General features: G+C 54.2%; 17 protein-coding genes. 8 read left to right on the top strand and 9 right to left on the bottom strand.

Annotation, left to right across the window (positions count from 1 at the left end; all coding sequences use genetic code 11):
• Positions 1–55: 55 nt before the first annotated feature.
• Together ABD735_RS00910 and ABD735_RS00905 are read left to right on the top strand one after the other, a co-directional pair.
• A complete protein-coding gene (locus ABD735_RS00910) occupies positions 56–1,726 on the top strand; it encodes a hypothetical protein (protein WP_344802340.1) in 1,671 nt (556 codons plus the stop codon).
• Positions 1,727–1,786: 60 nt separating this feature from the next.
• Positions 1,787–2,659, top strand: coding sequence for a hypothetical protein (locus ABD735_RS00905; protein ID WP_344802338.1), 873 nt, complete (start codon positions 1,787–1,789; stop codon positions 2,657–2,659).
• A gap of 37 nt (positions 2,660–2,696) precedes the next feature.
• On the opposite strand, the gene ABD735_RS00900 is transcribed toward ABD735_RS00905, so the two are convergent.
• From ABD735_RS00900 to ABD735_RS00890, 3 genes are all read right to left on the bottom strand, one after another.
• Positions 2,697–3,029, bottom strand: a complete 333-nt coding sequence (locus ABD735_RS00900; RefSeq protein WP_344802336.1) for a hypothetical protein — start codon at positions 3,027–3,029, stop codon at positions 2,697–2,699.
• Positions 3,030–3,045: 16 nt separating this feature from the next.
• Positions 3,046–3,429, bottom strand: coding sequence for a substrate-binding periplasmic protein (locus ABD735_RS00895; protein ID WP_344802334.1), 384 nt, complete (start codon positions 3,427–3,429; stop codon positions 3,046–3,048).
• A gap of 122 nt (positions 3,430–3,551) precedes the next feature.
• A complete protein-coding gene (locus ABD735_RS00890) occupies positions 3,552–4,385 on the bottom strand; it encodes a helix-turn-helix domain-containing protein (RefSeq protein WP_344802332.1) in 834 nt (277 codons plus the stop codon).
• Between the two features lie 260 nt (positions 4,386–4,645).
• On the opposite strand from ABD735_RS00890, the gene ABD735_RS00885 reads away from it, so the two are divergent.
• Positions 4,646–5,845: a GAF domain-containing protein gene (locus ABD735_RS00885; RefSeq protein ID WP_344802330.1), complete on the top strand. Its 1,200-nt coding sequence runs from the start codon at positions 4,646–4,648 to the stop codon at positions 5,843–5,845.
• Here the strand turns inward: ABD735_RS00885 and ABD735_RS00880 are convergent.
• Positions 5,825–6,406 (bottom strand): hypothetical protein, encoded by a 582-nt coding sequence (locus tag ABD735_RS00880; RefSeq protein WP_344802328.1) that lies wholly within the window; start codon positions 6,404–6,406, stop codon positions 5,825–5,827. The genes ABD735_RS00885 and ABD735_RS00880 overlap by 21 nt on opposite strands.
• Before the next feature lie 109 nt (positions 6,407–6,515).
• On the opposite strand from ABD735_RS00880, the gene ABD735_RS00875 reads away from it, so the two are divergent.
• Positions 6,516–7,136, top strand: coding sequence for a glutathione S-transferase family protein (locus ABD735_RS00875; protein ID WP_344802326.1), 621 nt, complete (start codon positions 6,516–6,518; stop codon positions 7,134–7,136).
• A gap of 33 nt (positions 7,137–7,169) precedes the next feature.
• Here the strand turns inward: ABD735_RS00875 and ABD735_RS00870 are convergent, their stop codons facing one another.
• Positions 7,170–9,098 carry a hybrid sensor histidine kinase/response regulator gene (locus ABD735_RS00870; RefSeq protein ID WP_344802324.1) on the bottom strand — a complete coding sequence of 643 codons (1,929 nt, stop codon included), beginning with the start codon at positions 9,096–9,098 and terminating at the stop codon, positions 7,170–7,172.
• 328 nt (positions 9,099–9,426) lie between these two features.
• On the opposite strand from ABD735_RS00870, the gene ABD735_RS00865 reads away from it, so the two are divergent.
• Both ABD735_RS00865 and ABD735_RS00860 read left to right on the top strand, forming a co-directional pair.
• Positions 9,427–10,230 carry a DUF6345 domain-containing protein gene (locus ABD735_RS00865; RefSeq protein WP_344802322.1) on the top strand — a complete coding sequence of 268 codons (804 nt, stop codon included), beginning with the start codon at positions 9,427–9,429 and terminating at the stop codon, positions 10,228–10,230.
• Between the two features lie 11 nt (positions 10,231–10,241).
• Entirely contained in the window at positions 10,242–11,270 is a 1,029-nt protein-coding gene (locus ABD735_RS00860) for a hypothetical protein (RefSeq protein ID WP_344802320.1), read from the top strand.
• 83 nt (positions 11,271–11,353) lie between these two features.
• On the opposite strand, the gene ABD735_RS00855 is transcribed toward ABD735_RS00860, so the two are convergent.
• From ABD735_RS00855 to ABD735_RS00840, 4 genes are read right to left on the bottom strand one after another with little or no spacing between them, the layout of a single operon-like run.
• Positions 11,354–11,590 (bottom strand): DUF1289 domain-containing protein, encoded by a 237-nt coding sequence (locus ABD735_RS00855; RefSeq protein WP_344802318.1) that lies wholly within the window; start codon positions 11,588–11,590, stop codon positions 11,354–11,356.
• 8 nt (positions 11,591–11,598) lie between these two features.
• Positions 11,599–12,435, bottom strand: a complete 837-nt coding sequence (locus ABD735_RS00850) for a substrate-binding periplasmic protein (RefSeq protein WP_344802316.1) — start codon at positions 12,433–12,435, stop codon at positions 11,599–11,601.
• Positions 12,436–12,473: 38 nt separating this feature from the next.
• Positions 12,474–12,680 (bottom strand): hypothetical protein, encoded by a 207-nt coding sequence (locus tag ABD735_RS00845; protein ID WP_344802314.1) that lies wholly within the window; start codon positions 12,678–12,680, stop codon positions 12,474–12,476.
• On the bottom strand, positions 12,677–12,976 hold the full coding sequence (locus tag ABD735_RS00840; RefSeq protein ID WP_344802312.1) for a hypothetical protein: 300 nt from the start codon (positions 12,974–12,976) through the stop codon (positions 12,677–12,679). Before ABD735_RS00840 ends, ABD735_RS00845 begins: the two co-directional genes overlap by 4 nt.
• Before the next feature lie 194 nt (positions 12,977–13,170).
• On the opposite strand from ABD735_RS00840, the gene ABD735_RS00835 reads away from it, so the two are divergent.
• Both ABD735_RS00835 and ABD735_RS00830 read left to right on the top strand, forming a co-directional pair.
• A complete protein-coding gene (locus ABD735_RS00835) occupies positions 13,171–13,398 on the top strand; it encodes a hypothetical protein (RefSeq protein ID WP_344802310.1) in 228 nt (75 codons plus the stop codon).
• A gap of 14 nt (positions 13,399–13,412) precedes the next feature.
• On the top strand, positions 13,413–13,592 hold the full coding sequence (locus tag ABD735_RS00830) for a hypothetical protein (RefSeq protein ID WP_344802308.1): 180 nt from the start codon (positions 13,413–13,415) through the stop codon (positions 13,590–13,592).
• Positions 13,593–13,594: the final 2 nt, after the last annotated feature.

The following is a 13,594-nucleotide window of genomic DNA, read 5'->3' as shown; positions in this document are numbered from 1 at the left end:
AGTCTCGCCTTCAGCTAACAATCGGGTTTGCACCACTGTTCTTGAAGGAAAACACATGACGAACCGTTTCGGGTTATGGCAGATCGCCTTGCTGCTGATGCTTACAAGCCACCTGGCACAGGCAGCCAACACATTGAATGTTGGCGAAAGACTGACTTCAGATGAGTATTTATCTTCTGACAACGGCAAATACCGATTTTACTTACAAGGCGACGGTAATCTCGTGCTACGGGACTGGGCGACTCGAGAATCGCTCTGGTCCTCCGGCACCCATGGCAAGGGCGGTGTTCGACTGTCTTTGCAGAGTGACGGAAATCTGGTGCTTCGGACTGCACAAGGTTCGGCGGTCTGGTCATCCAGAACTTCACGTACGAATGGCGAACGATTCGTCATGCAGGATGATGCCGCCCTGGTGCTCTATAGTGGCAACGGCGAATCCCTGTGGTCTACCGGAACCTCGGTGGGATCATCTGGCGGCGATGGGGACACTGGTTCTGATGAGCTGGTTCGCGTTCTGGAAAACATCAGGGCTCTCAACGGGACCATTGTCCTGGACTGGGACAGCACCATCGACATTGATTCCGACTTCACGGTCGGGAGAACGGCGCCTCGGTGGCTCGATGCCTTCGCAGAAGCCAATGTGGATGCCTGGCTGGTCACCGGTAATGGTAGGGATGAAAGTATCGAAGCGACCGTGCTAGGTGTAGTCAAAACCGCAAATCGGAGCTATTGGACGAACCTGTTGAGGAACAAGGCCTATTACGGGGAGAGCACCGGTAACAAAGAGGACAAGTACGAGCTTATCATTGGCAGCCGCGCTCCTTGGCAGTTCATGATCGCAGATGACGCCGGTGCAAACATCGATGATTTTGAGACAGTGACCAATGGCCTGGGCTATCTTTATGAGCCCAACAGCGGCTACGCCACCTACGACGAAATGTCGGAACACCTGCCAAGGTTTCTGCAACAGTTGGAACAAAACGAAGGCTCATCAAACGCCGGCGGGTCCAGTGACGGGATCCAGCATATAGCTACGACTGAAGTCTGGGACAGCAATGGCCAGAACGTCAGAATCGATCGCCCCTCAGGCACAAGAGCCGGTGACTTGCAGGTACTCGTCCTCCATCGCACCGACGATCACCTACCCTTCGAAGTATCCGGCTGGAAGCGCGCGGCAGAGTGCTACAAGGAAGATAATGGCTACCAGTGTCTTACTGTGGCGGATTGCACCAGTGAAAGCGGCAGGTTCTGCGACCGGTTCGAAAACAGATACCGCGGCCGCGATCTGGCGCAGGTCATAGTCTACAAGACGGCGGGCTCCAATGAGCCAGGCTCTTACAGTTTCAACCTCAACAAGGATTCTGATGGCAAGCCGGGGTGGGCTTTTATGACGACCTTGCGCGGCGCCGACACCAGCAACCCTGTAAGAGACTCGGCGCATCGAGGCTGTGACAAGAATGCCGACAGTCTGTTTCCATCTGTGTCTGGCAGAAAAGGGGATATGGTATTGCTGTCGCAGTCCTTCGACGACGCAGTGAGTAACAGTAGATTCAATGCACCCGATAACACCACTACTTTTGGCTATGTGAGCAATAGTGACGAAGCTGGATTCCTGTTTGGAGGGATTCTTGGCAGAGATGGTGAGACTGGCGATATGAAGACTCATGGCGCAGGCGCCTCGAGCTGCAAGGATGCACTGGTATCCCTGACGATCCGGGCGAAATAGTCAGGGGCTTCACACGCAGCGGGTCAGGTCAGCCCTATGCAGACATTGAGCACTGCCTGGATGAGAAAGCACAGAACCTCGCTGCTCGTTGCGGCGACAGTGGCTATCCTGGCCCTGTCGCTGTACGTGGTGAGGTCTCTTGAGTTCCCGGCGAAGCGGGGCTCACAATCCTCGTCGACGTTCCTGCCCCCGCCTGCGGCTGCCTCGACATCGGCTGCCAGCTCAAGGGTAGACAGCCAACTGTCGCCCCCTGAGAGCCAGGCTACAGCTCAGGCCGAAAGTCATGCTGAGTCATTGTCTCAACTACTAACCCAACTGCTACTCGACTATCAGTCTCATGAACTGGATCTGGACGAAAAGCGCTCAGTACAGGCCTTCCTCCGGGACATCAGTGATTCACAAGAAGGGCGGGCACTTATTACGCGCCTGTTCTTTTCATCTGACGACACCAGGGTCGCTTCGGCAATGTACGATCTGATTCTGGATGCTGACTTGAAGGATCCAGCACTGATCGTCACTTTGGTTGAGCGAGATCACACTGAATTCCACATCGATTACAAAATGCGTCTGGTCGATTTGATTGCTGATCTCAACACCAGTCAACATTCACCCTATAACGTGGACATCGAAGACTTTCTTGCGGCCATGTCAGTCCATCCCGATAAGTCCCTCAGATCCGCAGCACTAGGCCAGTGGGCATGGTATGTGAGTCGCCACAAAGGCATCCTGCCCGTCCTCGATAGCTACCTCTTCAATCACGCCAGACAGACTCGAGAGGAAATTTACGAAATAATTGAGTTGGACGCGCTGACCGATGCTGCCGAAGAAAGAGAAGTCGCAAACGCCCTTGGCGCCCTGGTGTATGCTGATTATCTGAAGATCGATGACGAAGAGTTGAAGAGAGTTCAGTCCTTGATTAGTCAACTACAGTAAATAGGAACCCAATACCGCGTTCGCTGCAGGCTATCGGTCATCGTACTGACAACCCGCGCAAACGCCGCTCGTACAATTTCTGCCGGAGCCCACGTGATTCGTAGAGTTTCAGCCCAGCATTGAATTCGCGTATCAACGCGAGGCTGGTCGGATCGGATTTTGGAGCAAGCAAATGCAGAGTTACTTCATCTGCAATGTCTGGAACAACTTCCATCTTGATGGCCAGCGCTCCGCTGTCATCCATCGACTTCATTTCGTGTAGTCCAACCGACTCACTGGTCAATACCACATCGACGCGCCGCCGGATCAGCATGCGAAAGCAGTTACCAATTCCATTGGGCCGAAGCACCTCGAACGGAACCTGTGCCAACAGTATGTTCACCTCCTCAATGGAGTATCCAGAGCGTCTTGCCTTTCAAGTTGTCTATGTCGCGAAATGCCGGCGCACTGATGTGGGAAAACAGAACATTGCGCACTGTAAACAGGGGCGCACTGAACAGAAAGATCTGGTCACGCTCTGGGGTGCGGACGAAGGGAAAGGTCGCGTCGTAGAGATCCTGCTGTGTTTCGTACAGCGCGCGGCTCCAGGGTTTCACATCAACCGAGACCAATTCTGTACTGACCAACTCGAATACTTCTCGAACCAGCTCGACGGCGATTCCCTCTCCGGGCAACTGTCCATCGACCCAGGGTGCATACTCATCACCCGTAATCAGCTCAACGGCCTGAGCCGGTGCACCGTGTATCAGTAGAAGCAGCGCGACAAACATTCGACCAATTCCAGCACGAACCAGAATCAGCGATTTATGAGAAGCGTGTGGCATAGCACAGAGTCAGCATTGTTGAATGTCAAAACATTCTACCGCAAAGTTTGAGGGGTCAGTAAGTCAACTCAGGACACGATCGATAAGGTTGGCGCTACTTTATTGGACTGTTCGCCTGGCTGCAGCACCCTGATTTCAGTATTGTTTTTCGCCGCGGCAGGACTCCCGCCAGTTAATTCGCGGTAGACACGGGAGAACTGGGCATAATCACAGAAGCCAGAGGCAATGGCTGCATCCGTCAGCGAATAGCCTTTGGTGAGATGCTCAGCGGTGGCGAGTATTCTCCACCAGAGACGGTATCGGCGAATGGGTGTGCCTGTTGCTGTTTTGAAAAGTTGTATCAATCTTGGAACAGACAGGTTCACCTGACGAGCCAGTTCAGTCACCGAAATATTGTTCGCAGAGTTCGCCCTGATCAGAGCCGCCGTCCTGACTATGCGTTCGTCGCATGGCGTGGCCGCAGCGCTGCAGCCGATCCAGTCATGAAACTGGCCTAGGGCGTCTTCAGTCGACGGCCTTTCCTTCGAAAAATACTCAGCGTCCTGAATAATGGATCGCTCATGCTGAATACCCATGAAGATGCGCTGTTGACCACCATAGACCACGTCCTTCTTCATGAGCGGAATCAGACGCGCCAGGTCGGCGTCCATGTCGTCAAGGAAGCTCATGGCTACCCGCGCACCCTGGGTATTGATCGTCACTTCACTACCGGCGGGAATCAGAAAACTTTTACTCGAACTGGTCTGTCTGGTGACGTCATCGACCAACTGCATCTCATCATCGAGAGAGACGAGTAGCGTCGACACTACATTGCTTCTTCGCAGGACAGGCTCAAGACGACCGACATAGACCGAGCGCTCCGGGCAGGTATAGATGATGGCTTTTCGTAGTGCGTGGGACATAACCATAACCTTTGCAGCTTTCAGCAGGGCCGTCAGCCTGTGTCCTGACAGATAGGACTCATTCATGTCATTACACAAGTTTGCAATACAAAGCAGAACATAACATTAACTATCTTACAGAAAGCTCAGTGTTGAGAGGATGTAGACCTCTGCAGGGTGACGCTGGTCTCATATCAATGGTTAAGAGACGGTCCGAAGTTACGCTACACTGGAGGCCTGCCCATCGCCTGGACCACACTCCAGAAAAGCTGTCCTTATTCATGAAAGATGCTCACAAGACCAAAGATCAGTTGATTCAGGAGCTACAGGAGCTCCGCTATCAGCTTGCACTCGACAGCGATGAGCAGCGGCAGGAGCTGACCGACATACATTCACTGCTCGTCGCCATCAATACAACGCTTAACCTCGACGAAGTGATTGAAAAAGTGATGGATGCCCTGCGGCATGTCTTCAACTTCAACCAGATATCGATCTATCTGTTCAATGCAGAAACCAGCTCACTTGAAGTGACGAACTGGTATGGCGAAGGCGTCACTGAGGAACTCAGAAAGATATTCGAGAACTACCCCTTGTCGATTGACTGGGATGAGGTGTATTTCGTCAGGAGTTTTCTGGATAGCGAAATCAAGGTCATCAATTCGGTTACGCCAGAACTGCTCGTGCACTACTCCGATCGTGATCGCCAGATGTTTGAATGGAACCCTCACAAGGGTATCGCCATCTTCCCACTTGAAGTGCAGGAAAAGGTCATCGGCGTAATCAACTTCGTGCATACCGAGGCGCCGTTCAGCTTGCGCCGTCAGGACGTCTATCGCATCGGACGCTATGTAGCTGCGATTGCCACGACCATCAACAATGCATATTTGGTCAGGAAGACCCGCTACGCTCTCGAGCAAAGCAGGGCAAGGGAGCGCGAAATTGCGCATCTGAATCAGGTTATTCTGACAACAGCCACGACGCTGGATCTAGATGAAGTGTTTGCTGCCATTTCCCTGGGACTCAAGGACATATTCGAATTTGAAGCAGTCGGTATACAGCTTGCTGACAAGGAGAAGAATCTTCTGAATATCCACAAGGTGTATGGTGATGTCATTACCGAGGAGCTGCTCGAAAAGTGGTGTGCTCTCGAAATCACGACCGTAAGGGAAGACAGCGCGTCTTCGTACACTTTCGCTACGGGCGAAACCTTCTACTTTCCAAAAATCACGCCGGAACTTCCCTTCACAGACATCGACCGGGTCATGTATGAGATCAAGCCGTTTTCCGCCTATATGGCGCTTCCGCTGATCGTCCAGCATGAAACGATCGGGGTTATCAGTTTCTTTCGCGCCGACGAGTACTTCAATCTCGATGAGGAGGATCTGGCCAGGATTCGGAGGTATGTCGCGTCGCTCTCCACGGCGATCAACAACGCCCGGATTCACGAGCAGTTGAAGCGCTCAAATACCAGTACCGAATAAGCCACAGGCATTTTCAGCCTTGGCTCCAGGATCACACACCTGCACGGTGGCGAAGTATTCCTTCCAGATGCCAAGCTGCTCCGACGATGGTCTGGCGTTCCAGCTGCGGGCGAAGTGGTAGAGAGCTGTCTTGCCGGAGATCACCTTATTCAACAGATGCCGCTCGCTGCCATCGTTCAACTGGCAGGAAGAGATCCAGGTAATGGTTGGATAGCCATTTTCCTCGCTTGGCGAGGCATTCGAGGACCCGAAGGTCTCGCACTTCTGCGCGCCAGCCTGGTCATCGGTAGATTTCGCCAATTCGACACTGCTATTGGAGGCACCTTGATAGGTGCTGGATCTGACGACATCTGCACCTTCATTAGCCGTCCACATGTGTTGGGAGACTCCACCCTGTTCTCTTGAATAACTGGTCCACGGGCCGCCAGGCATTGGCATTGGCTGGAGCAGGGTCTCGCTGGCAGGCTGTATGGCGCTCTGGCTCTCGGTGGATGAAGAATCCTGATTCGTCGCGCAGGCCGAGCATAGAACCGCTATGGCTGAAATAATGAGTATTCGCATGACACCTCCTGATGCTTCAAAGATACTGTGTTCAGGAGTTGCCTGCTAGCGGCGCTTTTCTTTCAAAATCAACAATGCCAAAGTCGACAACGTTTCAGGAAGCACTTCAATGAAGATTTACTGGTTCAAGGCACAGGCGCCGCGTCGTGTAGTGGCACTGGCAAAGCATCTCGGCATCGAAGCTAAGTTTGTCTGGCTCGACGTCGCCAAGGGCGGCCTGCAGGCCCCTGACTATAAAACCCTCAACCCCAATATGAAGGCCCCCACACTGGTCGATGGCGAACTCGTGCTCTGGGAATCTTCTGCCATCATGGCGCATCTGTGCATCAAGGCCGGTTCTGAGATGTGGCCAGCGAGTAAGCCTGCTGAACAGGTCGAACTGCTGCGCTGGTTGAGCTGGAACGAAGGCCACTGGTCGCCAGTGGTCGGACAGTTCTACTTCGAATATGTCATCAAACCAAAATTCAAGATGGGGCCACCCAACCTGGACAAACTGGAAGCCAAGCGGCCGGAACTGGAGAAGTTTGCAGGCGTGCTGAACACGCATTTGGCCGGTCGACATCATATTGCCTTCGATAGACTGACCATTGCGGATTTTTCGCTGGCCTCCATGGCCTGCCACTGGCGTGAAGCCGACATGCGACTGGAACAGTTCTCCAATATCGTCGCATGGCTCGATAGCCTTGATAAACTGCCTGCCTGGGCCGAGCCGTGGCCCGCGGACGCCTGATTGCCGCTGAATTCAGTCTGCCAGGCGCCTTGATCAGTCGACGAGGCGAAGATTCTTGATAATTTCCGAAATCTGGTAAGGCTTCGAGACGAACTGAAAATCTTCAAGACTGATGTCACTAGCGCCCAGATCGGCCAAACCGGTGTAACCGGACGCGATCACAATCTTGAGTCCCGGGATCATCGCCCGGGCCTTCACACCGAGCTCGAGCCCATTCATCGCAGGCATCACGAGGTCGGTAAACAGGAGGTCGATGTTTGTGGTCCGTTGAAGGATGTCCAGCGCCTCTTCTCCTGATCTGGCTGTGAACACCTCATAGCCGAAGTTCTGGAAAAGCTGCTGAGCCATGGCCAGAACGTCAGGCTCATCATCGACCACGAGCACGCTCTCACGGTCTTTGTCCTTGTTGACCACGGCGGCTATAGCGTCGTCCAAAGCCGGCAGGTAGATCGAAATCCTGGCGCCCTTGCCCAGGGCCGAATCGATGTTGATATCGCCCCTGGACTGCTGAATGAAGCCATAGACCTGACTCAGCCCAAGCCCGGTACCCTTGCCAATCTCCTTCGTGGTGAAAAATGGTTCGGTGGCCCGTGAGACCACGTCTGGCGACATACCGACCCCGGTATCAGAAACGGTTATCGCTACGTATCGACCCGCGGGCAGAGTGCCAACGTCGTTCACATCGAGCGCGACGACCCTGGTCCGAACATCAATAGTGCCGCCATCAGGTGTTGCATCCTGGGCATTCACGATGAGGTTCAGCAAAGCCGCCTCGAACTGGGCTGCATCGATCATCACATCCGGAAGATGGCCCCCAAGATCCAGATTCAAGGAGACTGCGCCAGTGTTCGCCCTCCGCAAGACGGCTTCAAAGGACCGAATAATCGCATTGATATTGTTCCGCTCCTGCTTCAGGGGCTGCTGACGGGCAAAGGTCAACAGCTCGCGAGTGAGAGTGGCTCCACGTGTCACAGCACGCTCGATGCTCTCCACGATACTCAGGTTCTGCTGGTCGACGCCGTTCATCCGCAAGAGAGCCATACCATTGGTGATCACGCTCAGCAGGTTATTGAAATCGTGCGCAACACCGCCAGTCAGTTTTCCGATCGCTTCGAGCTTCTGGGACTGAAACAAAGCGTTCTGGGCCTTTTCAAGCGCAAGGGCTGATTCCCGCCGCTCGGTAATATCTCGCGTAATTTTCGCGAAGCCGATCAACTCGCCTTTGTCATTGCTGACCGGGTCGATGACAACGTGTGCCCAGAATCGACTACCATCTTTACGAATTCGCCACCCCTCGCTCTCGAAACGGCCTTCCACCCTAGCCGTCTCGAGAGCCTTCTGGGGGAGTTTTCTGAGGCGATCTTCATCGGTATAGAACCGGGAAAAATGCGAGCCGACCACCTCACTCTCGTCGTAACCCTTGATGCGCCTGGCACCCATGTTCCAGTTCGTGATCTGGCCTTCGGGGGAGAGCATGTAGATGGCGTAATCGGTGACGCCCTGCACCAGAAGACGAAAGCGCTCTTCGCTGGCATGCAGAGCATCAGCAGCCTTCTTTCGATCCGTTAGATCGCGAGTGATCTTGGTAAATCCGAGCAGCAATCCTGCATCATCCCTTATGGCGTCCAGTACCACGCTGGCCCAGAAGCGCGTGCCGTCCTTTCGGATACGCCAGCCTTCGTCCTCGAAGCGACCGGTGTCTACCGCAGTCTGTAAGGCCTTGGCCGGAATACCTCGTGCCTTATCTTCACTGGTGTAAAAGCACGAAAAGTGCTTGCCAATGATTTCATCAGCCGTGTAGCCCTTGAATCGGACTGCACCGGCATTCCAGCTATTCACAATCCCTTCTGGCGTCAGCATGTAAATCGCATAGTCGGTCACGCTGGCGACGAAAGTCTTGAGTCGCTCAGCTTCGGTGGGGTCAGAGTACAGTGTCGATTTGCTAGCCGGGATTTTGTCCATCTTACTTCCAGAAGATAATGAGAGCGCCTGATTCATGAGCCTATATCACATATTCTCATCGTCCCGCCCAGTCGAGGAGGGATAGTGGTACAGCCAATGTCACTGACGGAACCGGACAAGCTGCATGCGGCCACCATCGAAGAGCATGATCTTGTCGTCGGCTCGGACATGAGGACGCAAATTCATCGGTGACTCCTCGCTGGTCGACTCAACCTGGTAATTTTTCACATTGTCCCCCTGCTCTTTTTCACAGCGTCAATACCTCAGTTATTGCACCCTGACATCTCCAGTGCAGCACTGGAGTAAATCCAGAAAAAAGGAGATGACGATGTCGAGCTACCTATTAAAGCATTCATCCCGAAGCTTGGGGATAAAGACTGGCTTGCTGGCTCCGGTGGCGCTTGCTTGCGCCGTGGCCGCCAGCAGCTCCTATGCGGCCAAGGAACTGCTTGCTGAACATATCGAGGACTATAGCGCCTCCCCCTCCAGCAACCTGCCTGGCTGTGATCATACCACCGACGGGCTGTTTAACGAATTTGGCGACGCTGGAGGATGGGGCCGCACCCGATGGAGTGACAATAACGCCTGGGAGCAGGACTTCAAGAGTGATCACCTCGCGGGTGGTGACGATGGCGACTGGTCGGACGATGCCGACTTCTCCTACTTCTGCGGTCACGGCAATGTTGGTCTGGTGGAGTTCACCACGAATAATCCAGGCACCATTTTCACCAGCACCGAAGGACGCTGGGGCGATAGGGACGTGGAATGGGTGACCTTCGACACCTCCATGACCTTTCGCGATACAGGCAACAATGTGGCCACATGGTATAGCAATGGCCTGAACAGATTGCATCTACTTATCGGCTGGCATGACTCGCCGCTGGACGGCGATACCGGTGGTCAATTCGCAGACGAGTTGATTGACTGGGGTTTCTTTGACGGCGGCGGCGACACGATGAAGGACGCCTGGTTTTCGGGATCCGGCGGCTGTACGGACCAGAACGGCGGCACTACGCAAATGATCATAGCCGAAGTGAAAAGTCATTACAACGACCACCTCTGGGGCGAAGGCTCTGTCGGCAGCGACCAACCCAACAATGGCACTGGCTGGAAGTGGAGCCACAACTGTTAAGGAGACCTCCCATGACATATCGATCATCCTCAAAACTTCGCTTGGCCGTTCTGACGACAATAGTTCAGGCATCCGCCTCTACCGCTACGCTTGCTCAAGCTGGCACGCTGCCCAGCATGCCCGTCTTTCGAACATCAAACCTTGGTGTGGTGACACCGCATTTCGAACTGGCTACGAGCTTACCCCAAGTCCCTGTCCAGCTGCCGCTGATGGCGACTTTTGTTTCTGACGATCCAACAGCGGATCTGAGAGATGTTGCTGGCAGACTCGGCCTCGACGACAAGTTGATGCGAAACGGCAAAGGCAAGCTGGCGACGAGAACTCGGGCGGGCACTGACGACCAGCAGACGCTGACTGGGTTCGATTCCTCTGGCGGATTCTTCTATCGCTACGATCATAGACTCCACGCCGTGCCCGAAGAGCAACCCCGCTTGCCAGAAGCTGAAAAAGCTTTCGTCATTGCCACCGAATATCTACTGAAGCACGGTCTGCTGCCCGACGATGCGCTGGCGAAACCCGACCTGGTCAGCTTTCACCAACCGATGTTGAGCGAGTTCGAGGCAAAGAGTGGCAGGATACTGCAGAGCTTTGCCACCAGCATCGAGGTTCGCTATCCGCAACAGTGGGGTGACCTTCCTGTGACAGGGCCTGGTTCGAAGCTCTACGTCGCCCTGGGTGATGGAGGTGACGTCGTCGGAGTGACCCGAATGTGGCGGAGCGCCAGGCCTACCAATGTCATGCTGAAAACGGTGCCGGCGGAGGAGGCTTTCAGACAGTTGAAGGTCGGCTCGCATCTCAGTATGCCCGTCGGCTGTGCTACCGCAAAAATCGAGCAGTTCCAGCTAGCCTACTGGTCCGAATCACCGAAAGAATCGCAACGCACCAGCCTGCCCCTCTATCAGATTCAGGGCCAATGCGTTTCAGAAACTGGCGAAGGTCTGGGCGGCTTCATGGGGTATGCCCCCGCCGTTCATGCCGGTGACTTCAAGCTGAACGACGCACCTCGAGAAGCTGATGACGTGGACGACGAGGAAGGTTAGGCTTTGACCCCAAGAGCTTAGCGATTTGGGGAGACGGCGACTGGCGAAAATCAACCTGCTCGCCGTTGTTCCCCCGCTGTTTACTACTTTTTCGCCTTTTTGCTTCGGGCCTTTTCGTAGAGCGCCCGCAAGCTGCGGGAGTCTTTTCCCTTACCAGAACCATGTGAGATCAGGACGCGATCCCAGATCGCCTGCTTTTCGGCATCGGACATCTGCTTCCATTCCTTTTTCTCCTGCTTGCTTCGTCCACAGGCCTTACAGATGGCGTGCTTGTCGAATTCGCAGACATCGATGCAGGGTTTCTTGGTGACCAAATTCACGATCTCTCTTACTCCTTCGAGGACACTGGTAAATGTTGCGAGTCGGGAAAATTGTATCTACGGAGCAATGCCGTGATCTCACCATTCTGTTGAGCCTGCTGAATAGCTGAATTCATGCTATCCAGCTGAGGGATGAGGTGGTCAGCGACGGCACAGGAATACCCAAAAGTATCAGTGCGAAGCGGCGCCATTTTCAGGCTGGTTTGGTAATCAGGATCTTCGAGAATTCTGAAAGACACGCTGGTGAACTCGATATGTGCGTCAATTCGGCCCATCTGGAGCAGTGAGAGCGCCTTATCGAGACTGTCTACCAGGACAACTTTGATCCGCTCTTCTTCGATCAACTTCTTCAATGGATCGTCATACTCAAATTTCCGGTAAAGGCTTACAGTCTTTCCATGGAGATCCTCGATCTCAGTGACCGAGTCCGCCATATCGGCTCGCATAATCGGGCCTTCCCCGCCAGTAAACAGGGGTTCCGTCCATTTGACTTCCGTAGGCTGCGCCCACCATTTCGGCGATGTCATGCAGTTGGCATCTATGCGACCTGCCAATAGCTCTACCTGAATCCGCCCGCCCGGGAGCGGCTTGAAAACGGCCTCTTTCTGAAGCGCTCTTGCCAACAGATGCCCGACCTCCCTGATGAGGCCTTGACGATCGTCTGCAAGGTCACTCGATGCAGCGAATGGCTCAGGCGCACCAGTCCAGTCCGCGAAAACGATGTGTTGATCGGCGTCAGTGGCGCTGGCGTGTTCCAAAGGCATCACGGACACTTCACCAGACGCAGACAAGGTCCACAACACCATGCATAGAGGGCCCGTCAGCTTTGCAGAAAACACGCCCATCAGCTCTCTCCAGTTCGTGCGCTCGCTCCCCAAGACCACTAGCCGGGACGCCCTCGGGTTCGTGCAAGCATGGTAAAAAAGTCGCGACGGGTTTTAGGACCGAAAGTGACGTAGCTCGGATTGGGTTGCTCGCAATACTCGGCCTTCAGCCGAGCCAGTCTGTCTGCCGTGCTCTGGCTCTGAATTTCAGCCACATCCAGGCCGTAGACTTCTGCTGCGTTCAAGCCGAAGATTTTGGCTTTCATCCCGGCTGTGATTTCAGGGTAGCCAGATCATAAGCTGAGTCCGGGTGGAGATCAAAAAAACCGCCGACCGCGCCGTGAGCCTTGTTGAAGGCCAGCAAGGTCGCTGCGCTGCCTGCCGAAGAGATGACGAACTTCCTGCGACTCAGGCCAATACGACGCGCCGCATTCCCCACCAACTCCATGGCGTGGTGATTCGCGCGTTGCTCCGCGGGGGTGAGTGGCGTGGGGACGAACTCGCCGTTTGAAGTGGTATCGATCTTGATCGGGAGTCGCTTCCCGTCGGGGTCAAAGTCCATGATCTTCTCCAAAGCCCGTGAACGGGATCAGTGATGCAGGGGTTGAGGGTTGGCAGCTCCAAAGCTTGCGCGTCTCGCTCCAACAGAGATCTGGCTTCGGACCTGGTTACTTTATACGACAACCAGTCCTCAGTGGCACAATCAAATTGAAATTCAAGGGCGTATATCAATTGGTCGTCTACAGGAAAAGCGCCATGCTTCAGCTTAAGGGGAAATGCAGGAGATTCGGTGCATTGCTTATCGCGATGTCTGCACTGATTACAGCCTCGACCGTAGCCAAAGAGCCATATTCAATCGAACTGGTAACAGACAATGTTTACCGCTTTTCCTACCAGCACTACCATTCCGCCTTCATGGTCACTGATGCAGGCATCATCGTGACCGATCCGATCAACCCAGAGGCGATGTCAAAGAATACCTAGCGTATGCCGAGGATGTGTATAACGCTGTAAATGAAGGCATCCTGGATGGCAAAACACTTCAGGCAGACATCCGCTTGCCCCGGTATAGCCAGCTCTCCATTTATGACGAGTGGCTTCCGCTCAATGTGGCTGGTGTGCATCGCATCGTGATGAATGAGTCGTACCTGGACAGACGGCCTGACTTGAGCAAGTAGTC

The sequence above is a fragment of the Allohahella marinimesophila genome (assembly GCF_039538005.1).
Taxonomy (GTDB): domain Bacteria; phylum Pseudomonadota; class Gammaproteobacteria; order Pseudomonadales; family Oleiphilaceae; genus Allohahella; species Allohahella marinimesophila.
This window is presented reverse-complemented; position numbering and strand designations above follow the sequence as displayed.